This is a genomic window from Pseudomonas medicaginis (genome assembly GCF_965119365.1).
Lineage (GTDB): Bacteria > Pseudomonadota > Gammaproteobacteria > Pseudomonadales > Pseudomonadaceae > Aquipseudomonas.
On sequence record NZ_OZ221631.1, the window covers coordinates 628,752 to 651,629 of the forward strand.

Annotated in this window: 21 protein-coding genes, 2 tRNA genes and 1 pseudogene; 1 reads left to right on the forward strand and 23 read right to left on the reverse strand. The window is 57.3% G+C overall.

The window, feature by feature from the left end:
- Window positions 1-18: 18 nt before the first annotated feature.
- The 14 genes and pseudogenes from ACMTA2_RS02760 to ACMTA2_RS02825 form a co-directional block, all read right to left on the reverse strand.
- On the reverse strand, window positions 19-2,301 hold the full coding sequence (locus tag ACMTA2_RS02760; protein ID WP_413793623.1) for a DEAD/DEAH box helicase: 2,283 nt from the start codon (window positions 2,299-2,301) through the stop codon (window positions 19-21).
- Window positions 2,298-3,032: a hypothetical protein gene (locus ACMTA2_RS02765; RefSeq protein WP_413793624.1), complete on the reverse strand. Its 735-nt coding sequence runs from the start codon at window positions 3,030-3,032 to the stop codon at window positions 2,298-2,300. The genes ACMTA2_RS02760 and ACMTA2_RS02765 overlap by 4 nt, the downstream gene beginning before the upstream one ends.
- Before the next feature lie 462 nt (window positions 3,033-3,494).
- Window positions 3,495-3,782, reverse strand: a complete 288-nt coding sequence (locus tag ACMTA2_RS02770; RefSeq protein ID WP_413793625.1) for a hypothetical protein — start codon at window positions 3,780-3,782, stop codon at window positions 3,495-3,497.
- Complete coding sequence (locus ACMTA2_RS02775; protein ID WP_413793626.1) at window positions 3,779-4,759, reverse strand: integrase domain-containing protein; 981 nt, start codon at window positions 4,757-4,759, stop codon at window positions 3,779-3,781. Before ACMTA2_RS02775 ends, ACMTA2_RS02770 begins: the two co-directional genes overlap by 4 nt.
- 904 nt (window positions 4,760-5,663) lie before the next feature.
- Complete coding sequence (locus tag ACMTA2_RS02780) at window positions 5,664-6,992, reverse strand: tyrosine-type recombinase/integrase (protein ID WP_413793627.1); 1,329 nt, start codon at window positions 6,990-6,992, stop codon at window positions 5,664-5,666.
- Window positions 6,993-7,156: 164 nt separating this feature from the next.
- A tRNA-Thr gene (locus ACMTA2_RS02785) sits at window positions 7,157-7,232 on the reverse strand.
- Window positions 7,233-7,307: 75 nt separating this feature from the next.
- Window positions 7,308-8,132: an FkbM family methyltransferase gene (locus ACMTA2_RS02790; protein WP_413793628.1), complete on the reverse strand. Its 825-nt coding sequence runs from the start codon at window positions 8,130-8,132 to the stop codon at window positions 7,308-7,310.
- A 331-nt stretch (window positions 8,133-8,463) separates the two neighbouring features.
- Window positions 8,464-9,696 carry a methyltransferase gene (locus ACMTA2_RS02795; RefSeq protein WP_413793629.1) on the reverse strand — a complete coding sequence of 411 codons (1,233 nt, stop codon included), beginning with the start codon at window positions 9,694-9,696 and terminating at the stop codon, window positions 8,464-8,466.
- On the reverse strand, window positions 9,677-10,366 hold the full coding sequence (locus ACMTA2_RS02800; RefSeq protein WP_413793630.1) for an ABC transporter permease: 690 nt from the start codon (window positions 10,364-10,366) through the stop codon (window positions 9,677-9,679). Before ACMTA2_RS02800 ends, ACMTA2_RS02795 begins: the two co-directional genes overlap by 20 nt.
- Window positions 10,363-11,058 carry an ABC transporter permease gene (locus ACMTA2_RS02805; protein WP_413793631.1) on the reverse strand — a complete coding sequence of 232 codons (696 nt, stop codon included), beginning with the start codon at window positions 11,056-11,058 and terminating at the stop codon, window positions 10,363-10,365. Before ACMTA2_RS02805 ends, ACMTA2_RS02800 begins: the two co-directional genes overlap by 4 nt.
- A 78-nt stretch (window positions 11,059-11,136) precedes the next feature.
- A complete protein-coding gene (locus tag ACMTA2_RS02810) occupies window positions 11,137-11,892 on the reverse strand; it encodes an ABC transporter substrate-binding protein (protein ID WP_413793632.1) in 756 nt (251 codons plus the stop codon).
- A gap of 13 nt (window positions 11,893-11,905) precedes the next feature.
- Window positions 11,906-12,679, reverse strand: coding sequence for an ABC transporter ATP-binding protein (locus ACMTA2_RS02815; protein ID WP_003196795.1), 774 nt, complete (start codon window positions 12,677-12,679; stop codon window positions 11,906-11,908).
- Window positions 12,680-12,981: 302 nt separating this feature from the next.
- Window positions 12,982-13,482, reverse strand: a complete 501-nt coding sequence (locus tag ACMTA2_RS02820) for a hypothetical protein (protein WP_413793633.1) — start codon at window positions 13,480-13,482, stop codon at window positions 12,982-12,984.
- Between the two features lie 168 nt (window positions 13,483-13,650).
- Window positions 13,651-13,809: pseudogene (locus tag ACMTA2_RS02825) on the reverse strand (PIN domain-containing protein); the annotation flags it as partial.
- Between the two features lie 155 nt (window positions 13,810-13,964).
- Between ACMTA2_RS02825 and ACMTA2_RS02830 the strand changes: the two are divergent.
- Window positions 13,965-14,414, forward strand: a complete 450-nt coding sequence (locus tag ACMTA2_RS02830; protein ID WP_413793634.1) for a carboxypeptidase regulatory-like domain-containing protein — start codon at window positions 13,965-13,967, stop codon at window positions 14,412-14,414.
- Window positions 14,415-14,423: 9 nt separating this feature from the next.
- Here ACMTA2_RS02830 and ACMTA2_RS02835 read toward each other — a convergent pair whose 3' ends face one another.
- From ACMTA2_RS02835 to ACMTA2_RS02875, 9 genes are all read right to left on the reverse strand, one after another.
- Window positions 14,424-14,870, reverse strand: a complete 447-nt coding sequence (locus ACMTA2_RS02835) for a hypothetical protein (protein WP_413793635.1) — start codon at window positions 14,868-14,870, stop codon at window positions 14,424-14,426.
- Between the two features lie 40 nt (window positions 14,871-14,910).
- A complete protein-coding gene (locus ACMTA2_RS02840; RefSeq protein ID WP_413793636.1) occupies window positions 14,911-17,145 on the reverse strand; it encodes an ATP-binding protein in 2,235 nt (744 codons plus the stop codon).
- Complete coding sequence (locus tag ACMTA2_RS02845) at window positions 17,142-17,747, reverse strand: biliverdin-producing heme oxygenase (protein WP_413793637.1); 606 nt, start codon at window positions 17,745-17,747, stop codon at window positions 17,142-17,144. The genes ACMTA2_RS02840 and ACMTA2_RS02845 overlap by 4 nt, the downstream gene beginning before the upstream one ends.
- A 148-nt stretch (window positions 17,748-17,895) precedes the next feature.
- Complete coding sequence (locus ACMTA2_RS02850) at window positions 17,896-18,303, reverse strand: hypothetical protein (protein ID WP_413793638.1); 408 nt, start codon at window positions 18,301-18,303, stop codon at window positions 17,896-17,898.
- Between the two features lie 61 nt (window positions 18,304-18,364).
- Window positions 18,365-18,694, reverse strand: coding sequence for a DHCW motif cupin fold protein (locus ACMTA2_RS02855; protein ID WP_305482412.1), 330 nt, complete (start codon window positions 18,692-18,694; stop codon window positions 18,365-18,367).
- Window positions 18,695-18,807: 113 nt separating this feature from the next.
- A tRNA-Phe gene (locus tag ACMTA2_RS02860) sits at window positions 18,808-18,883 on the reverse strand.
- A 102-nt stretch (window positions 18,884-18,985) separates the two neighbouring features.
- A complete protein-coding gene (locus ACMTA2_RS02865; protein WP_092201180.1) occupies window positions 18,986-19,258 on the reverse strand; it encodes an oxidative damage protection protein in 273 nt (90 codons plus the stop codon).
- Complete coding sequence (gene mutY, locus ACMTA2_RS02870; RefSeq protein ID WP_413793639.1) at window positions 19,255-20,322, reverse strand: A/G-specific adenine glycosylase; 1,068 nt, start codon at window positions 20,320-20,322, stop codon at window positions 19,255-19,257. The genes ACMTA2_RS02865 and mutY overlap by 4 nt, the downstream gene beginning before the upstream one ends.
- On the reverse strand, window positions 20,319-22,544 hold the full coding sequence (locus ACMTA2_RS02875) for an AsmA family protein (protein ID WP_413793640.1): 2,226 nt from the start codon (window positions 22,542-22,544) through the stop codon (window positions 20,319-20,321). The genes mutY and ACMTA2_RS02875 overlap by 4 nt, the downstream gene beginning before the upstream one ends.
- Window positions 22,545-22,878: the final 334 nt, after the last annotated feature.

Genomic DNA, 22,878 nt, shown 5'->3' on the forward strand with positions numbered 1-22,878 from the left:
ATTTTAGAATTTTACTAATCAACCGCGATACCAATCGGAAAGCTGCCTGATGTAAGAAGGTGCATCATCTATATTTTTATTGAATATAATGTTTGCTTCGTTTATGGATTGGATATATGGGGTTATTTCTGCAACATCTTCCGGAGGGAACCCATAACGCATCAATAATGTATGTACGACATTGTTGGTTCCGAATCGAAGCAGCTCAATGATTTTTTCGGCTCGTGGATCATGAGCTTGCCTTAAATATATTTTAAAGGTGCCAGTAAAAGTGTCTGAAAGTGAGAATGACACTACTTGATCCATGTAGTCGTAGGTATCAAATACAATTGCATCATAACTTACTTCTTTTGCCGGTATGTTAGGGAAAAGGGAGAACTTCCGCTTTAATGTACTATCGGGCAGCTTGTTTGCTGGTTGTGAAAACCTAGCAGTACCATTTTTCCCTTCATCCCTACGCGAAAGATAACTGTAACGGCCACCCACGATTTCTCTAAATGATTTACCTTGAATGGACTGTATAAATAAATTTATTGCGGTTTCAAATACTGCGCTCTCTCCATCGTACAAATTGCGATCAAGGGCGACTTCGAATATAAATTTAAAGCATTGAACTAACTCGGTCCTAGCGCCTAGATTCGACTGTCCTCCAATGTTATCTTTTATAGTTCCGCCAGAGCGGTATATGATATCAAGTATTCTCTTTGCATGAGCTAGAACTTCTGCTTTTATCAACCTTTCCGCTTTCGATGTGGGGAGATGTAGATCATCATCAAATGTCTCACCTTTGATTGACTCAATGAGTTCTTTGGAGTCGGAGTTTTCATTGTCAAGTGGTAAGTCAATAACGGATTTTTCGTTTAGTTTGAAATTATTGTTGATTCTTTCGATAAATAGTTTCGGGTTGGCTGTGTACACGTATCCGTAGTCGAATCGCTGCTCTGTGGATAAGCGGCCAGATCTACCGATGAGGTTTTTAAAAGCCAAAGACTTATCATCGTCTCCGTCACCAAGAAATCGCATATTATCTAACCAGACAATATCGAACGGCATATTGACGCCCTGCGCCAGGGTACTTGTAGCGAAGCAGATTTTTGCGAATTTTCCTCTTATGAAGTCTTCGAGCAAAAAACGAACTTCTAATGGGACTGATCCATGATGGATAACGATACCTTTCTTTAAAAGTGAAACCATTCTAGACTTATGGTCACTCTGGTCTGCGCCGAGAAGGTGCTCCACGGTATCGATTATTTCAATTGCCTCTGGATGAGTAATTTCGGTAAATGCATCTATATGACTTTGAAAGTTTTCGATGAATGTTCCGTTGTAGATGGATGCCTTGGAGACATAAATTAAAATTGAATGATTGCCGTTAAAGGCAAAGGCCTCGAAGCTATCTGGAAATTCACTACAATTTTTAAGAGTATGGCCACTCTTAATGTATGGGGAAAAATAGTAAGTTCTACCATTTGCGTGGCGATGAATGCATAGCTTTCCAACTGCACCATGAGTGTATGAGCGGGCGTAGCTGTTTACTGAAGATATGTTATGTTTCTTAAATTGTGCGTCTGGGTTATCGACGAAAGGATGAGCAAATATTAGTTTTGCAAGTGGAAATATTTTTTGGATTCTTCTAACAAGTACATCAAACATAACTCCACGTATTTTCTCCTCTGAAACCTGAGCCTCATCGAAGAAAAATACACGTATGTTTAACTTAAGATTACTTAGGAATAGATCTCGTGCTCTTTCGGGTGTAAGCACGAAAATTCGTCTTAAATTTCGGCTTGTAAAAATATTATCAACAAAGGCTGAAATCATTACTCCCTTATCACCATTAAATTTCCTTTTCATGGTGTTTACATATTCAGCGATTAAGGCGCGAGAAGGGACGATAACAACTGCATCTCCTACTTGGTCGGCAATGAAGTCTCGTATTGAATAGGACTTGCCGGCGCTTGTAGGCGCGGAGATGGACACAAATTGCTTGCTTTCGATTGCTCGCCTAACGCTAGCTTGGACCGGAGTCAAAAACTCTCCAAATTCCTTTTTGTGTTGGTCACCAAAAGCTGATAGCAGGAATGAGTATAAATTATTCGGTGATTTTACTTTGTAAAATAGGCCGAGTGCAGAAATTATTTGCTCTTCTATGTTTGCAAAAACTTTGCTATGGAATTCTTTATAGTAGCTTAGTTTCTCCAATATTCCAGCGTCGATAGGCCCTGTCTTATGTAGTGTGTCTAATATCTCGAGAAGTTCAGAGTATGGGTCCAAGCTATTTTTAATTTCTTCAATAATCAATTGCTAACCCCTACGAGATAAATATTAGATATCTTACCAAGTGATACCATTTCGCTAGCGGTCTTTAGAGCGTTATAAAATATGGTTGCCGGATTTGCTGCGTTTATCGAAAAGGCAGCAATGACTCCAAATCTTTCGTTGTCAAGATTGTCAATTGCATCTGTGGATACTAAATTTACTAGGTGCACTCGATCACGATAATGTTTTTCGGCTTCTAGGAAATCTGAAGCTTGGGATAATGCATTTCCGTGGGGGCTTGCAGAGGAGGAGTACTTTGCTTCTCCAAAATTTATCAAGCTGGATTTGCATGTAGTATGGAAGTCGAAACCTTCATTTTGCTTTGCTTGCGGTTTCCATAATTCCGCTATGGGAATTCTAGTATGATTAAAAATTAGCTCTAACGCCCTTGCTGAGCCGATGGATACCATGAGTTCGCCGAACTCTCCGGCGACGACACTAGAGCTTGCGGTGCTCTCAAAAATTTCTACGAGAAGCTGAGCAGTTTCTGCGGCAGTTTTTTGATAGGATCTACGAGTTCCTGTATCTAAGTTCATAATCCACGATGTATCAATAACTGAATTGGAGAGCTCAAGTGCTATCTTTTTCACGTCACTAACTTTTACATGACAGATTTTTACGGTGCTCGCTGCTGTTTTATATAAAAGTTCTGTATGTGTGCAGCCCCAATCCAAATCGTCTACGTCGCGACCATACGAAGGTACATTGCTCATCAGACTTTTCCAAAATAGTGGGAGGCGTAGACTGGCTGAGGTCGAATAAATGAATCGAGGAGGAAGAGTAAGAAACTCGAGTTTTTTAAGTTTATATTGTAGATCTGATTGCCAAGAGGGCTTTCCATAGAGAGAAGCCGTGGGGAGCTTTTCAAAAACGACTCAAGAAATGGTCTGGGAGGATCGACTAGAAAGGGGTGTGCTAGGGAGCTCAACTTTCGCGTTCTTCGAGCTGGGAGGGAGGCCGAAAGAAAATATGGGAGGGATCGAGGAACTGGGGCTACGCATGGGAGCGACCGACATGCTGACGTCTGTGTATTGTGGGTACATAGCGGTTCTTGAATACGGCTTTCCATTCCGACTCCTTCGGCGTCCTTTCATGGCCTTAAGCCATAACGTGAGGCTATCGCGAAGAGCGAACCGTGTAAATCGCTGCTGATGGATACAAAGTGCAATCGCTATCTATGGGTAGGCTCCGTTCCGGACAAACCATTTTTTACCAAGTTTGACCACGAGCAGTTGGATGGTTAACCAGTAGTAATATTTGGTCGCGTCAGAGCGAGTACCCATCCTGTGACGTACGAACCATACCAAGTGTTTTTGTCGCCAGTTCCATGGATTAGGTATTTTCCAACGATCGGCGATAGCTGTTTGAATGACTTTAGCTTGGCGGATGTGGCGCTTACGAGTGGCGAACGAACCGGTAAGGATGCCCGCTAGGAACAGCTCCATATCGAATGGCTTGCTCATGCTCGACCCCCTATGTAAGCCGATACCACGTCGATACGACCGTGTCCCAGCTCATGGCTGATTTGTGCTCGGGCCACTCGATCAAGGTGTCGGTCTAGTCGGTAGATACGGCCACCGTTGACGGGCGCGGGGTAACGGGCGATTTGTTCATAGCGTTCGCACGCATAGGCCGCCCGTAATTCATGAAAGCCTTTAAGGTTGTGCTTATGGAGGAGGTCCCGTGCGGGGCGGATGATTTCCCGTTGGAAATCGAGGTAGCTTTCGTTCGGCGCAAGCAGGTTGTGGCTGCCGTCGGGTGAGACCTGTTCGGCGAATCTCAGTGCTTCGCGAATATGATCATCCACCCTGATCCAGCGAGGTGCCGAGGCACCTGAGCGGCCCCCTTTGGTGCCATCCTGGATGTTGATTTTGCCAAATTGTTCGGCTTCACGTTTTAGACGCGGAAGGTCGGCCAAAATCGCCTCGCGTAAGCGCATACCGGCGGCCCGCGTTAACTGCCCGATGGCTGCGGCGCGCGGCTGCTGGTGTTCGCAAAGCACCTCTACGATCCGCTTCACGTGTTCGCGGTCTTGGCCTTGCGGTACCGAGTGACGAACACTGGTGCGTCGCATTCCCAACGCCTTGCTCGGACTCGGCACTTTCACATACTGATCACCGCGAAGCGCGGCCATGGTCCGATTCACACTGGACAATCGGTTCTGCGCAGTGGCGATGGCGAGCTCAGCTTGTTCAACTTGTTGGCGCAGATGCCCGGCGTAGTCCAGCAAGGTCTGCCGATCAATCTGCCGCGCATCGTTAAACCCCGGCCCATCCTCCGACCGACACCAGCGTACAAATGCCAGCCAGCGATCACTGTGTGCCTTGACCGTGCCGTAATGCCCTCCGCCAAACAGATCACGTAGCGCTTGCGGCCCGGCATAACTCAGTTGTCGCCCATATCCAAAATTACGCCCATCCCGTTTACCCACCAATGCCATGATCAAACTCCTCTTGAAGCTAAACCTTCAAAACCGTCCCCACGTCATCCCGCCAAGAATGTTGAGTGTTATCAGGGATCAAGGCCCCTGCGACCTGTGAGGGTTGTCCACTAACGCGGGACTGGCGGCTCCTTACGACCGGGAGCTTGGGCATCTCATGATCTGGCCTCCTGAACACTTCCGAAGAAGTGGGCGGGTGGAGGCTGCACTGGCTGACGAAACCAACGCCGCGAGATCCTGAGTTGGGTGAAGGCAGCTATGCGATGACCGGGGCATGCCTGACTGTCAGTCAGGTGCAGTCCATTCCGTGGGCTGCGGCACCATCATCTGCATCGCTGTTGCTGGTGACTTCGGTGTTTGTCACGCCGATTGTCACGAGTGGGAATGCCGCAAAGCCTTGTACGAGTTGGGCTGCAGCAGCGGTAGGAGTGCCCGTCTCTTTCCGGGAGAAAGAGACGGGCGCAAGTTGGCGCAGTGAAATGGCCAAGCGGAAAGGTTGCTGCAGGGCAGCTGGGTAGGGGGATGTATTTGCCGCAATGGCAACGATCTGAAGTAGGCATCCATCACTCGGTGAGTGACCGTGCGAGCCGCCGGACGCTAATCGCACTTTGGGGGAACCACCACGGTGTGGCGCAGCCTTAAAGGTTCTGGCTGCCTGGGTTGCTGTCAACGACAGCGCTTTGCCCGATCTTTTCTACGCCTGTGGATAATTTGGGTCAAGGCTCGAATTTTCGGGAATTCTGCGGCTGTGGATGAAATTATCCACCGGTGGAAATCAGTGGTTTTCCACAGACAGTTGCGTGGGCTTTAGATTTTTTAAGTGAGGTCCATCCAAGCAGGGCGGCTTTGCAGCCCCGCTTGGATGGACCCGCGTAGAAGGGCGGACTGCGGTGATCTCATTGGCTTACCCACGTTTGGATGCGCCACGGCTATTTTGTAGGGCGGTAATGTTGTCGCCGACCGGGTGAGCAAATTCGTGGGGCGTCACATGCCCATGGCGGTTGGCGTCGATGTAGTTGCTCCACCACGCCATGATGAGCCTGCGCTGTTCGAGGAATTCGGCCTTGTGGATATAAGCGGCGCGCACGCGGTTGCGTTCCTTGTGGCTCATTTGTCTTTCGATGGCTGCGTCGGTCCATAACCCGGACTCCAGCAGGGCGCTACAGGCCATGGTCCTGAAGCCGTGGCCGCACACGTCCTTGCTGGTGTCATAGCCGACGTTGCGGAGCATGGTGTTCACCGTGTTCTCGGACATGGGCTTCCAGTACTTGTGGTCGCCCGGTAGCACCAACTCTGAAAAGCGACTGAGGCTGCGTAGGCGCTCCAGTATTTCGATGACCTGCGGCGATAGCGGAACCATTTGAATGTCGCCGTTCATCTTGGTCCCGCGTGTGGAGTTGCGTACCCCTTCAATCGGTGCGCGCGTATCGGGGATTTCCCACATGGCGCGTTGGAGGTCGAACTCACTCCATCGCGCGAAGCGCAATTCACTGGAGCGGACGAATACATGCAGCGTGAGCAGGACGGCAAGGCGCGTCAGCTCGCGGCCGTTGTAGTTGTCGATACGGTGTAGCAGTTCGGGTAGGCGGTTGAGGGAGAGGGCCGGGCGATGGATTGTGCGCGGCGCGTGAATCGAGCCTGCCAGATCCAGTGCAGGATTCATGGTGATCTGCCGGGCTCTTTTGGCCCCGCGCATGATGGTGGATAAGTAGTTCTGCACCCTGAGCGCCACATCCATGGTGCCGCGTTCCTTGATGCGCTGGGTGATCTCTAGCAGGTCGTGGGTATCGAGTTCGGCGATGGGTCGTTGGCCGATCATCGGGAAGACGTGGGTGCGCAGTCGGCTCATCACGGTTTTTGCGTGGCCTTCGGTCCAGCGGCGGGACATATCAGCGTGCCACTCCAGGGCAACGGTTTCGAAAAGCAGTGCCGCCCGCTGGGCTACGATCTTGGCCTTCTTCTTTTCTTCCATTGGGTCGAGGTTGTCGAGCAGCAACGCCTTGGCTTCGTCTCGCTTACGTCGTGCGACGGAAAGGGTAACGATGGGGTAATTGCCGATGATGAGCGTACCTTCCTTGCCGCTGGGCTTGGTGTACTTCAAGCGCCAGGTCTTCACGCCATTGGGTTTGACGAAAAGGTACATGCCTCCGCCGTCGAACAGTTTGTAGGCGCGTTCGCGGGTTTTGGCGGTGCGGCATTGCAGGTCGCTGAGGGGGATCGCTAGACGTGGCATAGGGGTACGCGCTCCTGACTGGGAAATCGCAGTACCCCTAACATACCCTCGGGGAAGGGGGATTTTGTTGGATCCCGACGGAGGGTCCTGGAACGAAAAAACCCGCCAAAGGGCGGGTTTTCGGGGCTTCCAGAGCATTCAGTAGAATGCAATGGAGCCTAATGTGGTGCCGGCACCAGGAGTCGAACCCGGGACCTACTGATTACAAGTCAGTTGCTCTACCAACTGAGCTATACCGGCGTGTGGGCGACGATTATAGCGATTGGGTGCGTTCTGTAAACCCCTGAATTCTGACTATTTTTGCACTACCCATACTCAAGCGCGGTGCAGCAGGTTGCGCAGTTTGTTCAGGGCGCGCCAGGTACGGCTGTTTTGGATGGCGTGGAGTTGGGTTTCGGCCTGTTCGGCGCGTTGCAGGGCGGCGCTGAGTTGTTGGTCCGGGTCGTCGATGGGGTGGCTGAACTTGTGGCCTTTGCAGAGTTGGAAGCCGTCGAGGTTGCACGGGGGGATGTCGAAGGCGGGTTTGAGGGCCAGGTGTTCTTCGGCGAGGTAGTAGGTGTTGATGCCGTCGAACAGGATGGACTGGTAGCCGGCGTCGGTCACCAGGTTTTCCCAGGTCTGGTCGCGGGCCCATGGGGTTTCGATGAGGATGATCCAGGGGCGCCAGCGGCTGAAATCCATGCCGCGCAGCACGGTTTCTTCGTGGCCTTCTACGTCGATTTTCAGGAAGTGGATGGGGCAGTCGGGGGCGTATTGCTCGCAAATGGAGGCCAGGGTGCGGGACTGGACGGTCTGGGTACCCACGTCCATGCCGGCGTCGCGGTGTTGTTGGGCGACGCTGGCTTCTACCGTGGACAGGCCGGTGTCGGCGATGGTGTAGAAGGTCAGGCTGTCGGCGTTTTCGCCGGCCACGCATTGCAGGTTGATGTCGTGGGGGCGTTGTTGGCAGAGGGCGTCGTAGTAGGCCGGCACGGGTTCGATGTTGATGCCGCGCCAGCCGCGGTCGTAAAACGCTCGGGTGACGGAATCATCTGTCGGATGGTTGGCGCCGACGTCGAGGTAAAAGCCGTTTTCCACCGATTGAAGGGCGCGCCACAGGCGTATGTCTTCGAAGTTTTGTGCGTAGGAAATGAACGTCACGGCCAGTCCTTGCGTGTGTCGGCATTGTGTCAATCATGGTACGTGGGGCTGTTGTATAGCACGGGCGCGGTGGACGCAATTACTGGCGCGGGACAGCACTGAATTCGGCGGTTATGTCGTTTTGCTTAGACGCTTATGCACAACGGGCAGGAGAGGGCGCAGGGCCTCTTGCAATTTTGTGACCGCTTTCGCGTTTTGTCGCAAATGCCTGTTTTCATGGTTTTTTATCCATATGAACAAAAAATGACCAATGCTGATTCGGTCAGGAAATCACGGATTTCTTGGATTCGAGTTTATTTCATCAACAGAGTTATCCACAGGCTGTTTCGTCTCAGCAACGCTCTGCCAGCAACAGCAGGTTGCGCGGGGTCAGCGGGGTTTCGCAGAAGGTGCCGAGGCGAACGTCGTAGCCTTTTTGAGTGAGGAAAAGCGCCCGGTCCAGTACCAGCCAAAGCTCCAGCGGCCGTCGGAAAAGGCCTCGCAGCAACTCCAGGTTGCGCACCTCGGCCAGCCGCTGATGGCCTGCTGCTTCCAGGGCGATCCAATCAGGCGTGCCGACTGTGGATAAGTCTTTCAGGGCCGCCAGATCGGTGCAGTATTGGGCGAGGGATTTTTCCAGCCAGGCACTGGGCAGTGACGGCGTGGGCAAGTACTCGTCGCACCCTCTGATTTGCCGTTGCAGCACATCGAAGCCCAGGCGCCAGGCCATGGAGTGGTCCCGTTGTCTTCTGACGCGCGCGCCAGCAGTGACGGTTTCGGTCAGCGGCAGGCCGAGATCGTCGAGTGACAGCTCTAGGGCAGAGCCTTTGGCTGCATCGGACAGTGCTTGATAACGTTCGCCGCTGATGCGGTTGTAACAGCACGGTGCGACAGCCAATTGTGCACAGCCAGCGGCGCTGGCCAGGTGCATCAAGCGAACATGCAGGTCGCCGCAGGCGTGCAGGGCCACGGGCGTGTGTCCGGCGTGGAGTGCCAGGGCGGCGTCCGCCGCGAGCACGTCTTGTTGCCGGTGGGTGGCGGGCAGGCGATGGCGCAGGCTCAGTTGTTGGCCGCTGGCGACCAGTGCGGGGTCGTACTCCAGGCAGGTCAGTTGCTGTTCGCCGTGCAGCAGACGGCGACCGAGGTGGCCTTTGCCGGCGCACCAGTCCAGCCAGTGGGTTGGTTGGGTGGTGAAGCGCAGGCGGCTGGCGAAGGCTTCGATTTGCTGCCATTTGCGCCCGGGTACGTCGACGTTGAGGCGATGGCTTGGCGTTTCGAGCGTGATGGCGGGCAATTCTGTGACAGCGCTCAATGCGCGGGAGAGCGCGGCCAATTCCGGGAATGGCGCTGGGGCGTGCTGCATCAACCACGGCTGGTGGTGGTCGTTTTCTGCCGCTGCCAGTGAACGTTGGCGTAGCCATCGGGCCAATTCCGGGTGGGACGTTTCCCAGGGCAGTCGCAGATGGGTGAACGGACGTGGCTTCCACAGCGCCTGGTGTGCCGTGAGAAAAGCGTCCAGCGCCGTGAAGCGGGCGAGGAGTGCCTCGCCCGTCAGCACGCCGCTGTCAGCGCCCTTGGCAGGCATCGACGCGCAACCAGCGCTCCAGCTGTTTGAAGCCTTGCACCAACAGGAAGGACATCAGCAGGTAGAACATGCCGGCCGCGAAGAAGATCTCCACTGGCAGGTAGGTCCGGGCAATGATGGTGCGGGCCATGCCGGTGAGTTCCAGCAATGTCACGGTACTCGCCAGGGCACTGGCCTTGAGCATCAGGATCACTTCGTTGCTGTAGGCCGGCAGGCCGATGCGCGCGGCGCGGGGCAGCATGATGTAGAACAGCGCCTTGGGCCGCGACATGCCCAGGGCCCGAGCGGCTTCGATCTCGCCGCGGGGAATGGCCTGGATCGCGCCGCGCAGGATTTCGGCGATGTAAGCGGCGGTGTGCAGGGTCATGGTGGCCGTGGCGCACCAGAACGGATCCCGCAGGTACGGCCACATCGCGCTGCTGCGCACGGCATCGAACTGTGCCAGGCCGTAGTACACCAGGAACAGCTGGACCAACAGCGGCGTGCCACGGAAAAAGAAGATGTAGGCGTAGGGCAATGCCCGCACCTGCCATAGGCGTGAAGAGCGGGCGATGCCCAGTGGAATCGCCAATAACAGGCCGGCGATCACGGCGATGGCCACCAGCTCCAGGGTCAATGTGGCGCCCTGGGCCAGTTTCGGCAGCCACTTGATGATGACTTCCCAGTTCATTGGGTGCTCCTGATAAAGCCGCGCGCGGCGCGTCGTTCCAGCAGGTGCATGCCGGCCATGGCGAGTACGGTCAGGCCCAGGTACATGAACGCGGCCACCATGTAGAAGGTGAATGGCTGCTTGGATACCGTCACGCCGATCTGTGCGTGGCGCATGATTTCTTCCAGGCCGATCACCGAGACCAGCGCGGTGTCCTTCATCAGGATCATGAACAGGTTGCCCAGGCCCGGCAGGGCGATGCGCCACATCTGCGGCATGATCAACCGGGTGAAGATCCGCCATTTCGACAGGCCCAGGGCGACGCCGGCTTCACGGTGGCCTTTGGGAATCGCCAGGATCGCACCGCGAAACACTTCCGTCGCATAGGCGCCAAAGCACAGGCCCAGGGCAATGACGCCGGCGGCGAAGGCGTTGAGGGCGAGGTCGGGCTTGCCCAGGTATTCACCCAGCGCACGCATCAGGTTGACGGTGCCGAAGTAGATCAGCAGCACCCAGAGCAATTCCGGAATGCCGCGGACCAGTGTCGAGTAAGTGCCGCCAAGCCATTGCAGCGGCTTGTACGGCGAGGTCTTGGCCAAGGCGCCGAGCAGGCCGAGCACCAGCCCCAGGCACAGGGCCGAGAGTGCCAGTTTGACGGTCATCAGCGCGCCAGCGGCGAGCGCCGGGCCGAATCCGTAGAGATCGATCATCATGGGTGTATGTTCATATCGCGGCAGGCTTTGCTAAGGGCCGACGCTGCGCAGTATCAGCGTCGGCCGGGCACGTCAGCATCAATAGATGTTGAACGGGAAGTACTTGTCGTTGATTTTCTTGTAGGTGCCGTCGGCGACGATTTCCTTGAGTGCGGCGTTCAGCTTGTTGCGCAGGTCGTCCTCGCCCTTGCGCACGGCGATGCCGATCTTGTCGCTTTCCACCACCGGGTCGCCCTTGAATTCGTAGGCGCGGCCGGCGTCGGTTTTCAGCCAGTCATAGTTGACGTATTTGTCTGCCAGGATCGCGTCGACCCGGCCGGAGGTCAGGTCCAGGTAAGCGTTTTCCTGGGTGTCGTAGAGCTTGGCGGTGATGTCGCTGCCCAGTTCGTCTTCCAGCCAGGTGCCGGCCAGGGTCGCCCGTTGCGCGCCGATGACCTTGCCTTTGAGCGAGTCTTTGTCGGTCTTGAACTCGACGTTTTTCGGCGCGATGAACTGCAGTTTGTTGGAGTAGTACGGGTCGGTGAAATCCACCGCCTGCTTGCGCTCCTCGGTGATCGACAGCGAGGAGATCAGGAAGTCGAACTTCTTGGCGTTCAGGGCCGGGATGATGCCGTCCCAGTCGGAGGTGACCACTTCGCACTCGACTTTCATCTTGGCGCACAGGGCGTCGCCGATGTCTTTATCGAACCCTACGACCTGGCCGCTGGCATCCTTGTTATTGAACGGCGGATAGGCCGCTTCGATGCCCATCTTCAGCTTTTCGGCCGCCATGGCATTGACCGAAAACACCAGGCTGGCGGCAGCGGCCAAAAGGAATTTCTTGTAGATCTGCATATGTACTGCTCCGTTAGCGGTTGCTGGACATGAATTGTTTGCAGCGCGCCGAAAGCGGGTTCTCGAAGACCTGCTGTGGCGATCCTTGCTCCTCGACCAGGCCTTGATGAAGGAACACCACTTCGCTGGAGACCTGGCGGGCGAAGCCCATTTCATGGGTGACCAGCAGCATGGTGCGTCCTTCTTCGGCCAGGGCGCGGATCACACTAAGTACTTCCTGGACCATTTCCGGGTCAAGGGCGGAGGTGGGTTCGTCGAACAGAATCACCTTGGGCTGCATCGCCAATGTGCGAGCGATGGCTGCGCGTTGTTGCTGGCCGCCAGACAGTTCGGCCGGATAGGCGTGGCGCTTGTCGGCGATACCGACCTTGGCCAGCAGCGCTTCGGCCACTTCGACGGCTTCGGCCTTGCTCTGGCCCAGCACCCGGCGCGGCGCTTCGATGATGTTATCGAGCACGCTCATGTGCGGCCAAAGGTTGAAGTTCTGGAAGACAAAACCGATCTCGCTGCGCATGCGGTTGATCTGTTTGCCGTCGGCGGCCACCAGCTCACCGTTTTTTGCGGCCTTGAGCTTGAGTTCTTCGCCGGCCACCAGGATCTGGCCCTGGTTGGGGTTTTCCAGCAGGTTGATGCAGCGCAGGAACGTGGACTTGCCGGACCCGGAGGATCCGAGGATCGAGATCACATCGCCGTCGCGGGCGGTCAGCGAGACGCCCTTGAGCACCTCCAGCTGTCCGTAGCGTTTGTGCAGGTTGCGGATTTCAAGCGCGGGCGTGGCCTGGGCCATGTGCGGTCCTCATGGTATGTGCTCCCTTGCTGTTGGCTGCCTTCCTTGGCGAGGCGGCCAAGCTAGCATGCGTCCGAACGACAGCCAACAGCGCGACGGGCGGTAAACCGGTGATGTGCGGCAGGTTGTCGCATCGGCACAGCAGACTGTCGCGCCATCAACAACCGAACGGCCGTTTGAACCTGGTTTACCCGGTGAAAAGTCCGGGGAGTCGCGTAAAAAAAGGCGCGATGGTGCCAGCTTTGGGCGGGGGTTGGAAGGGTTAACCGGATGAGCGTTACCGCAATCAGAAGTACTTCGGGTTATTCGGGAGCGTCCTCAAGATCCCACAATATTTTGAGGACCTCTTTGAAGCTGGCGCGTGCTGTTTCGAAATCCGCCTGTACTTCGGGGCTGTGGAGCCAGTGCTCCGCTGTTTCCTGATCGATATCGTCAGCCCACTTTCGGTAAGCGATCAGGGTATTTTCGGCCAGGTTATGGATCGCCATGGCTTCGTTTTCGGCATTCACATTGTCCAGAAGCTCGGGCTGTTCATTCGTCATCGCAAGGAGTAGTCCGAGCATCCTGACCATCATGTCAATGCGCCCCGTGTCTTCTTCGGCGTCCTGCATCTCATAAAACAGCGACAAGAAGTCTCTGGGGCGTTCTGCGAACTCGTCCTGCAGGGTATCGCGCAAGTACGGATCGTCGTACTCGGGAAGATCAAGCGTGACCGCAGCAGGCTTTGTACGACTGACGCGTAGTTGCTTGGCTTTTGCCTTTGCGCGCTTGGCACGTTTTTGTTGCTTGTTCGCGGAGGCCATGGCTGTGGTTCCATCATTCGTTGAAGAAAGTAGCCGTGAAATCTGTGGGAGATTGCTCGCGATAGCGATAAGAGTAGCCGGTAGAGATGAGCGGGTGATGGCCTCATCGCGAGCAGGCTCACGCCCACAGGAGTCTTGATGGAGCTGTTTAACTTCAGGCCACCGAAGTTACAACCCTGTCCAATCCTCAATGCGCAGTCCGGGGACTCTTTCGAATTCCTTCAGATTATTGGTGACTACGATCAACCCGAGGGAGCGGGCATGGCCGGCAATCATCTGGTCGTAGGGGCCGATTGGCCTGCCAATCTTTGCCAGCTCTGCCCGGATGCATAGGGTAATGGAGGGATATGTCGATGGGATATACCGGCTGCGAGGATGAACTTGTCCTAATCAGTACTCCCAATCGATCTAAACCTTAACGAGCACCTGTGATCTAAAAAAAGAACTCATGTGAGTTATTTCCAGCACCTGGAGTCCTCGCCATGAAGCTTATGCATTACTTTGTGTTGCCCTTCATCGCCATCAGCATTCTGCTGTTCCCCATCGCCCTCAATGCCACCAACCTCGCGCCCATCGACAACGCAGGCGTGCAGGTCCAACCCATGCGGCAGAACGGCATCACTTACCTGTCGGGCGGTATTGGTGAGGATGAAGCCCGGGCCATCGGGCAGGCCCAGGGTTACAACTTGCACATGACATTCGCGGTTGGCCCGGAAAACAAATACATCCCGGATGTGGAGGTCGTCATCCAGAAGGCATCGGGGCAAACGCTGCTGACGCTGACTGAAGCCGGGCCGCTGGTTTACGTGCAATTGCCGCCGGGCAAGTACACGGTGGTGGCGACGCGCAACGGTGAGGCGCGTCGCGACACTGCTGAGGTAGGCAGCGGGGCCGCGCGCAACCTGGTGTTCCATTGGAACGGTGACGAATAACCGGCCGGTTTATTCGCTGGCGGGTTCTTCCATCGACTGGCGATACCGATCCAGCGCCTCGCTGAAGTCCTTGATGAATTCCGGTGTGCTGAGCCAGCGCTGAGCGGTCTCGCGGTCCATGTCATCGACCCACATGCGGTAGTCCACCAGCATGTCGGCGGCCAGGTTGGTCGCCGCCATGCTTTCGTTTTCGGCGTTTTTCAGGTCCAGCAGGCCCGGGCGCTCGATGATCATTGCGCTCAGGGATGTGAGCAGCGTATCGAGCATTTCATGGCGGCTGACGGCCTCGGCTTCGCGCAGCTTGGCGAACAGTTCCAGCACGTAGACCGGTGGCTGGGCGGTGGCGTGGGCCGGGTCGCCATACATTGGGATCGCTTGGCGCCCGCTCATGCGGATCTGCTTGGCTTTGTCTTTGGCACGCTTGGCGCGTTTTTGCTGCTTGTTCAGTGAGGCCATTGGGCTTCGGTTTCCAATTCGTTAGGGGGCGGTGCCCGGCTCAGTCAATTCTCGGCACGGTAAAGCGGAATTCGCTGCCCTGGCCTGGCTGGCTTTCGGCGTGCAGTTTACCGCCATGGGCCTGGACAATCCCCTTGGAAATGTACAACCCCAGCCCGGTGCCATGGGGGTTGCCTTCCTTGGTCGTCCAATAGCGCTCGAAAACATGAGGCAATTGCTCTGGTGCGATCCCTTCACCGGTGTCGCGAACGCTGAACACGATCTCATTGCCGACGGACATCGCACTGATGCCTACCGAGCCCTGTTGCGGCGTGAACTTGATGGCGTTGCCGATCAGGTTGGACAGCACCTGGAACAGCCGCTCGGGGTCGGCGTTGATCCTCAGGTTGGGTTCGGCATGGAAGGAAATGTCGATGGCCTTGGCAGTGGCCAGCGGCGTCAGCAGCGAGCAGGCGTCTTCGAAGATCTGGCTGACGTCCATCGGTTGTGGATTGATGGTGTAGCGCCCGGCATCGATGCGCGAGGTGTCGAGCAGGTCTTCCAGCAACGCGTTCATGCGGCTGGTGGCCTGTTGCATGGTGTCGATGGCTGAAGAGATTCGCTTGGAACTGTGGGAGCCGTCGGAACTGAAGGCCTTTTGCATCATGCCGCAGAGCATGGAAATGACCGTCATCGGGCTGCGCAGGTCATGGGACACCACCGCCACCAGCTCATCGCGGGCCTGCACGGCCAGGCGCTCCTTGTGCACCTGGCGGGCCAGGTCGTTTTCCAGGGCCGAGCGCCGCAGGTCGTTGGCGGCGAACAGGTCGCCATGGGTCCATTGGGCGCTGATACCGGCCATTTCGACTTTCCAGATTTCGAAAGACGTCCGGGGCCGCAGGCGCAGGCCGGTCTCGCTGTTTTCCAGGTCCAGGGGTTTTTGCGGGTCACCGCTCCATTGGAGGGTTTGCTTCACTTCGGGGCGGAACCACAGCACGCCGTTTTCCACCGGCTTGGGCAAGTGGATCGCCAATACGCCGCTCGCCACGTCCTGATAAGCCTGGGCAGGTGCGAAGACGCTGCTCAGGTTGTGGTGGGCGAACACCGGCTTGCCGGTCTCCAGGATCCATTTGTGCAGTTCGCGGATCTGCTCCGGTGCCGGGCACTGGCCATGGCGGTGCAGTTTGTTGTCCTCGAAAATCGCTACGCCGCTGGCACCGGTCAGGTCCATGAGGCGTTGCGGCTCGTGGGACAGGCCATCGAAAACGTTATTGCTGGACTCGGCCATGACCGTGGCGAGGACCTTGAGGTCTTCCAGCTTGGCGTCCCGTTGCCGGGTCAGTTCCAGGGCTTGCATGGCGCTGATCTGCAACGACAGCACCTGGCCGATGGTCTGGCAGGCCATGCGCATTTCATGGGGGACCAGCAGCGGCTGGCGATTGCCGCAACTGATCAGCCCCCACAAGCGTTCGCCTTCCATCAGCGAGATACTCATGGACGACAGCACGCCCATGTTCTTCATGTACTGACGGTGGATCGGCGAGACGCTGCGCAGCGTGGCAAAACTCAGGTCCAGGGGCGCCTGGGTGTCGGGCCGCCGCTCCGGGACCAGCGGTACCGGCGCGTAGTCGGCGTTGGGGATGATCCGCAGCCAGTTGGTGCGGTACAGCTCGCGGGCCTGCTCGGGAATATCCGAGGCCGGGAAAAACAGCCCTTTGTAGAGCTCCATCGACGGCGCGCTGGCCTCGGCGATCACCTGGCCGTGGCCTTCTTCCTCGAAGCGGTAGATCAGCACCCGGTCGTAACCGGTCATGGCCTGGATTTCCCGCACGCTGATTTCGTACAGGGCCTGGAGGCTCTTCGCACTTTGCAGGCGTTGCAGCATGCGGCCCAGGTTGGCCTCGCCGCTGACCCCTTCGGGGCGGTAGTCGCTCAGGTGCTGTTCCAGTTCGATGATCAGGGCGCCCTGATGGCGATGCACCAAGGCGTCGAAGCGTTGCCGGTTCACGACAATGGCCACGGGCACGCTGTCGCTTTCCGGGGCGGCGCGACAGGCGTTGAGGATCGCCTGGGCCTGCTCCAGCCCCAACAGGGCGTCGAGCGTCTGGCCCAACAGCCCGTGGGGATCCTGCGCCATCAATTGCAACACGTTGGCGCTGACCTGACGGATCACGAAATCGGGCTCGGACAGCATCAGCAACACGCCATGAGGCTGGATAGCCCCGGGAAAGCGAATCGGTTCGTCTGCGCAATTGGCCAGCAGTTCTTCGAAGGCTTCCTGGTTTTCCGGGGTCATAACAGTACCTTCTGGCTGTCCAGCCAGTGTTCAAAATGAGTGAACGTCGTCTTGGCGGCGCGTGTGACTTCGAGCGTCTGGGCCTCCCCAAGGTTCCTGTCGTCCAGGTATTGGAGGAAATCCTTCCAGCGTCGGCCGGTGAGTTCGCCATACACATTGAGAAAGGCAGCGCCACTGGAGGCATCAAGACCGAGTTGCTCGGCCACCCTGCGCCGCAGGATCTGCCCGCCGAGGGTTGCGCCTTCCAGCACGTAGGACACACCGAGTGCCGCGGCGCGGGAGTCGATCAGCGGCAACGCCTGGCAGGTGGGCAGCGCTTCGATAACGGCTTCTTCCAGGCCCAGTGCCGTGAGATCCGCCCGTAGCACCGGAAGTTTGATCCGTAGGGATTGGTCCAGCCCGGTCGGCGTCAGTGCAAGTACATGAAGACGTTGTTCCAACGGTTGATAGAAACCGTAGTAGGCCGCCATCAGGCGCCGATACAGATCGAAGTCCAGCTGTTCGGAGAAAAACGGCAGGCGTTTTTCCAAGGCGATGTGCAGTTCAGCGGTTTCGGTCCGCAATGCCTGGATCAGAGAAGGGTAGGGTGCGGCCGATGACATGCAGGGTAGAGTTCTTTGATTGGAGCGTTGCTGAAAGAAAAAATAGTGGATTGACGCAGGGCGGTATGACGCCGCTCCATGTGGGTTGACCGTGGTTTGCAGGCGCTATCCCCGCAGGGCGTCATCCATCGCGGCCTCGGCCTGACAGTCAGCCCTGACCTTGGGCCACTGCCTGGGACGCGGCCACATAATCGGCCTGGAATGGCTTGCTTTCCACCCAATCCAGCGCGGTCTGCTCATCCACGCCCGTGGTCAGGCGGCGGTATTCGATCAATGCGGTAATGATGAAGTCGGTCGCTTCTTCCTCACCTTCCTGTTCCAGCACCAGCGCCAGCAGGGGATGGGTCAGGAACGCTTCGCACATCGCCTTCTGGCTGACCTTCTCGGCGGCACTCATGAGTTGGAACAGCTCCGTCAGGTCCACGGTTTCCAGATCGATGCGCTCGTCGTTCGGGTCCAGGAAATCGTTCGGCGCAGCAGCACGCCGAGTGCGGTTCTGCTTGGCTTTCGCCTTGGCGCGCTGGCTGCGCTTGTGCTGTTTGTTCGCCGATGACATGGTCGGATTCCTGATGGATAAGGCCATCTATCCTACAGCTTCAACGCGGACGCTTCGAATCTCAATCCACTATGAAGAGCGTAGCCCCCGATGAAGTGGAGGATCGATGAGGCTCGGCCTGGTCGGCAACTTGATAGCTCATGCCAGGCTTGAGCAAGAATTGCCGACCGTCTTCGAGTTCAGTATTGAGCTCGCCCTTGAGGCAAAACAGGATGTGGCCCTTGGTGCACCAATGATCGGCCAGGTACCCGGCTGTGTATTCCACCATCCGCACCCGAATATTCCCGAATTGCCGCGTGCGCCAATAGGCGGTTCCGGTGACCCCTTTGTGTTCGGTAGGTTCGATGGTTGACCAATCGGTAGTACCGAAGGGGATGCCGGTGATGTCCATGTCGACTCGCTTTTCAGAGGGGAGCGGACGAATGTAGCTGAGTCGAGAAGGCGGAAGGAAATTTCGGGCAATAAAAAACCCCGATCAATTGCTTGATCGGGGTTTTCGGTATTTGGTGCCCAGAGACGGAATCGAACCGCCGACACGGGGATTTTCAATCCCCTGCTCTACCGACTGAGCTATCTGGGCAACGGGGCGCATTAAACGGGTTTTTCAGGGGGGCGTCAAGCACGTTATCAAAAAATATTTAATTATTACCGTCGCTTACGATCCGCCCCCGCGCTGGACAGCTTATTCGGACGGCGGTACGTAGCCTTCGGCCTTGGCGTAATCTTCGCCGGAAAAGTACTTGTCCATCTCGCCCTGAAGGTATTTGCGATCTTCGGCGTTCATCATGTTCAGGCGTTTTTCATTGATCAGCAGGGTCTGGTGTTTCTGCCAGTCGGCCCAGGCCTTGGCCGAGACATTGTCGTAGATGTCCTGGCCCTTGGCGCCCGGGAACGGCGCACGTTCCAGGCCTTCGAGTTCTTCTTTGTACTTGCGGCACATGATGGTGCGGGTCATTGCAACTCTCCTGCGTTCATTACGGCGGCCGCGCGTTCGAGCAAGGTTTTGACCGGGGCGGCAAGGCCCAGGCGCGGCGGGGTGGCGAGGTTATACCAGAGCCAGTCGGCCTCGGCCACGTGATGGCCGGTTTCCCGGACCCGGACCAGCCAGGGTTCGATCGCCAACTGGAAGTGGCTGAAGGTGTGCACCAGGCCTGGCATTTCGTGTTGGCTGCCCAACTCCAGCGAGTGTTGCAGGGCCAGATGCTGCAGGTCGTCGAGGTCGTCGAGTTCCGGCAGGCTCCACAACCCGCCCCACAGCCCCGTGGAAGGGCGACGGTAAAGCAGGATTGCGCCCTCGTGGTTCGCCAGCATCGGCATCAAGGTGCGCTTCTTGGGCACTTCCTTGCGAGGCTTGGGAATCGGGTAGCGGGTTTCCAGGCCCAGCATGTGGGCCTCGCAGCCTTGTTTCAACGGGCAGAGCAGGCAACTGGGCTTGCTGCGGGTGCAGAGGGTGGCGCCCAGGTCCATCATCGCCTGGGTGTAGGCGTTGACCCGGTCCTGGGGCGTGAAGCGCTCGGCGGTGGCCCAGAGCTGTTTCGCCACCTTGGGTTCGCCTGGGTAGCCTTCCTGGGCGGTGAAGCGCGCCAGCACCCGCTTGACGTTGCCGTCGAGGATCGGCGCCCGCAGGCCCATGCTGATGCTGGCGATGGCGCCAGCGGTGGACAGGCCGATCCCCGGCAGCTCGGTGAGTTTTGCCACGTCCCGGGGGAATTCGCCGCCGTACTGCTCGACGACGATTTTCGCGGTCTTCTGCAGGTTGCGCGCACGGGTGTAATAACCCAGCCCGGTCCACAGGTGCAGCACTTCGTCCTCCGGCGCGGCGGCCAGGGCTTGGACGGTGGGCAGCGAGGCCATGAACCGATCGAAGTAACCGAGCACGGTGCTGACCTGGGTCTGCTGCAGCATGATCTCCGACACCCACACCCGGTACGGCGTGATGTCCTGTTGCCAGGGCAAGTCGTGGCGCCCGTGGCGGTCGAACCAGTCCAGTACGGCGGTGGAAAACTGCTCGGCTCTCATCGCTTGAACAGCCCCTTGAGCGCGTCTTTCAGTTCGGGGCTGACCTTGTCACCCAGCTTTTCATCGATCTTGTCCCCGAGGCGGTCACCGGCCAGTTTCGCCGCGACCTTGCCCATCCCTTCGCTGTCCAGGCGGCATGCCTTCGCGCCCAGTTCCAGCGGGCCACGGCAGCGCAACGGCCATTCGATGTCGACGTAGCGTTCGTTGACCTGGCAGGCCGGGTCGGGCATGTCGCTCTTGTCGCCTTCGACGATGATCCCGACGCGGTAATCCATGCCCAGCACCCGCAGGTCGATATCACCGTTGCCGTTGACGGTCATGCCGGGGATGCGGACTTTCAGGTCCGGGTTGTGGGCAACGCCATTGTTGAAGGTGAGGTTGCCGTTGAGTTGCTGGAACGGTGTGTCCTTGCCCCGGGGTTCGCCGCTGAGGGACTTGCGATTGAGGGTGGCGATGCCTTTGCACAATTGCTGTTCGAGGTTGGCATTGAGCAGCACACCATCGTTGATGACGAACCCGGCGTTGCCGTCGAGGCTGTCGATCAGGGCCTTCTGGCTATTGCCGCTGGCGGTGATCGCACTGTTGACAGTGACCAGGCCTTTGACCGGCGGATTCTTGCCCTGGCTTTCGATGATCTTCTCGGCAGGGACCCGGTTGATGCGGGTTTGCAGGCTCAACTGTGGGGTAGGCTGGCGTACGTCCAGGGTGCCCTTGGTTTCGAAGTTGCCGCTGTACAGATCGCCCCGCAGGTTCTCCAGGGTCAGCAGGCCGCCCAGGCCGGTGGCTTTGAGTGCGGCGTTCTGGATCGGCAGTTTATCCAGGGTCAGTTGCCCGAAGGTCAGGTCGGCATCGAGGTCCAGTTTGCTCAGGCGCTCCACCGGAAACAGCCGATCGTTGCTCCAGGCACCCTGGGTCGGAGCGTTCGGCAGCGGTGTGCTGCCGGCACCGGCCATGGCGCTGGCTTCGGTGTTGCTGACTTCGGCCTCGCGGGCCGCCTTGGCGCTGTCGGCTTCGGCGGTTTTTGGCGGCAGGTAGCGGTCGACGTTGAAGGTGTCGGCCTTGAGCTGCACGCGCAGGGCCTGCTTGGCAAAGTCTTCCACGGCGATACGACCGCTGAAGGTGCTGTCGTCGAGCTTCAGGTTGATGTTGTTGAGTTCGACACTGGTCGGCGTGCCGACAATGCGGCTGGCCAACTCGACCTTGCTCAGGCTGCCTTCGGCCATGGCCGGGAGTTTCTGGCCGATGCTGCCGACGAACTTCGCCAGATCGAACTGGGCGATCGATATTCCGCCATTCAGTTGCGGGGTCTTGTCGAGGTCGTTGACCTTCAGTTCACCCAGGGCGCGCAGTTGGTTGAGCGACAGCTTGATGCCTGTCCATTCGGCGACGTTGGCCGCCTTGTCCAGGAGCAGTTGGCCTTGGGCGGCGAAATTCAGGGTCTGGCCCTGCAAGGGGTCGCCCGTGGCTTCGCCGGACAGTTTCAGGTCTTCGAATTTGTAGCGTTGCAGGGCCCGCTCGAAGCGCAGTTCGCCGGTCACTTCGGTGCGTACGCGTACGGCCGGCTGGTTGCTGGACAGGAAGGCGGTCAGGGTCACCGGGATGTTGGTGGAGTCGTGGACCGGGCCGGTGCTTAGCTGGATGCTCTCGGCGGTGTACAGCTTGCCGGTCTGCTCGTCGGTGTATTCGACCCGGGCGTTGTTCACCGTCAGGCTGTCGATGTCCAGGCGGGTCGGCTGGGCCGGTTTTTCTGCCGGGGTGCTGGCGGGCGGAGCCGGTTGTTCGGCCGGTGCCGGGGTGTTCGCCGTTGTCGCGGTGGCTGGCGCCTTGCCGATGTCCTCCCAGTTGCCGTGACCGTTCTTGTCACGGTTGAGCCGCAGGTTCAGGCCTTCCACGCGCACATCGCTCATCTGCACTTCCCGGCGCAGTAGCGGGATGACCCGGACCGAAAGGCCCAGCATCTGCAGGTCGGCGAAAGGCTGGGTTGGATGGGCCAAGGTCGCGACGCTGGCATCGTGCAGCTCCAGGCCCAGCCATGGAAACAGGCTCCAGCCGATGTCGCCATTGAGGGTCAGCTCGATGTGGGCCTTGTCGCGGGCTATCTGGCGGATTTCTTCTTTATAGTCGTTGGGATCGAACAGGTGGGTCAGGGCAAAGCCCAGGGCCACAATGATCAGCAACAGCCCGAGAAGTACCAGACCCAGGATTTTGCCGAACGCTTTCATGGGCGAATCCTTGTAGGTTGAGTTCAAAATTCAGCCTGGGAGTATAACGCCGAGAGTGGAAGGTGCGTTGGCGGATCGAGGGTGATGTCCGGCACGGCAGCCATGGAAGAATGGGGCATGCGAAAAAAAAATGATTAGCACCCTACAGAAAACGGACATCGGCGCGATAAGACAGAAGACATGAAAAAGGTGATATCACTTTGGTTTTTCTGTCACCTGCAAGTGGTAACCTTTCGTCCGTTCACCGTCCTTCTGCGACTTGATGTCGCACTACTATGGAGCTTCACCAGAAAATACAGCCGTGCCTGCGTGCAATGAAGGCTGAGGGTGAGGC

What these genes read in the sequence shown, in the direction of transcription:
- ACMTA2_RS02855 (WP_305482412.1), bottom strand. Translation starts at nt 18,694, where the DNA reads ATGGACATCACCGGCATCCCCTTCGGTACTACCGATTGGTCAACCATC.
- ACMTA2_RS02805 (WP_413793631.1), bottom strand. Translation starts at nt 11,058, where the DNA reads ATGATGATCGATCTCTACGGATTCGGCCCGGCGCTCGCCGCTGGCGCG.
- ACMTA2_RS02800 (WP_413793630.1), bottom strand. Translation starts at nt 10,366, where the DNA reads ATGAACTGGGAAGTCATCATCAAGTGGCTGCCGAAACTGGCCCAGGGC.
- ACMTA2_RS02850 (WP_413793638.1), bottom strand. Translation starts at nt 18,303, where the DNA reads ATGTCATCGGCGAACAAACAGCACAAGCGCAGCCAGCGCGCCAAGGCG.
- ACMTA2_RS02840 (WP_413793636.1), bottom strand. Translation starts at nt 17,145, where the DNA reads ATGACCCCGGAAAACCAGGAAGCCTTCGAAGAACTGCTGGCCAATTGC.
- mutY (WP_413793639.1), bottom strand. Translation starts at nt 20,322, where the DNA reads ATGAGAGCCGAGCAGTTTTCCACCGCCGTACTGGACTGGTTCGACCGC.
- ACMTA2_RS02875 (WP_413793640.1), bottom strand. Translation starts at nt 22,544, where the DNA reads ATGAAAGCGTTCGGCAAAATCCTGGGTCTGGTACTTCTCGGGCTGTTG.
- ACMTA2_RS02770 (WP_413793625.1), bottom strand. Translation starts at nt 3,782, where the DNA reads ATGAGCAAGCCATTCGATATGGAGCTGTTCCTAGCGGGCATCCTTACC.
- ACMTA2_RS02865 (WP_092201180.1), bottom strand. Translation starts at nt 19,258, where the DNA reads ATGACCCGCACCATCATGTGCCGCAAGTACAAAGAAGAACTCGAAGGC.
- ACMTA2_RS02835 (WP_413793635.1), bottom strand. Translation starts at nt 14,870, where the DNA reads ATGGCCTCACTGAACAAGCAGCAAAAACGCGCCAAGCGTGCCAAAGAC.
- ACMTA2_RS02815 (WP_003196795.1), bottom strand. Translation starts at nt 12,679, where the DNA reads ATGGCCCAGGCCACGCCCGCGCTTGAAATCCGCAACCTGCACAAACGC.
- ACMTA2_RS02845 (WP_413793637.1), bottom strand. Translation starts at nt 17,747, where the DNA reads ATGTCATCGGCCGCACCCTACCCTTCTCTGATCCAGGCATTGCGGACC.
- ACMTA2_RS02830 (WP_413793634.1), top strand. Translation starts at nt 13,965, where the DNA reads ATGAAGCTTATGCATTACTTTGTGTTGCCCTTCATCGCCATCAGCATT.
- ACMTA2_RS02775 (WP_413793626.1), bottom strand. Translation starts at nt 4,759, where the DNA reads ATGGCATTGGTGGGTAAACGGGATGGGCGTAATTTTGGATATGGGCGA.
- ACMTA2_RS02820 (WP_413793633.1), bottom strand. Translation starts at nt 13,482, where the DNA reads ATGGCCTCCGCGAACAAGCAACAAAAACGTGCCAAGCGCGCAAAGGCA.
- ACMTA2_RS02765 (WP_413793624.1), bottom strand. Translation starts at nt 3,032, where the DNA reads ATGAGCAATGTACCTTCGTATGGTCGCGACGTAGACGATTTGGATTGG.
- ACMTA2_RS02780 (WP_413793627.1), bottom strand. Translation starts at nt 6,992, where the DNA reads ATGCCACGTCTAGCGATCCCCCTCAGCGACCTGCAATGCCGCACCGCC.
- ACMTA2_RS02810 (WP_413793632.1), bottom strand. Translation starts at nt 11,892, where the DNA reads ATGCAGATCTACAAGAAATTCCTTTTGGCCGCTGCCGCCAGCCTGGTG.
- ACMTA2_RS02795 (WP_413793629.1), bottom strand. Translation starts at nt 9,696, where the DNA reads ATGCCTGCCAAGGGCGCTGACAGCGGCGTGCTGACGGGCGAGGCACTC.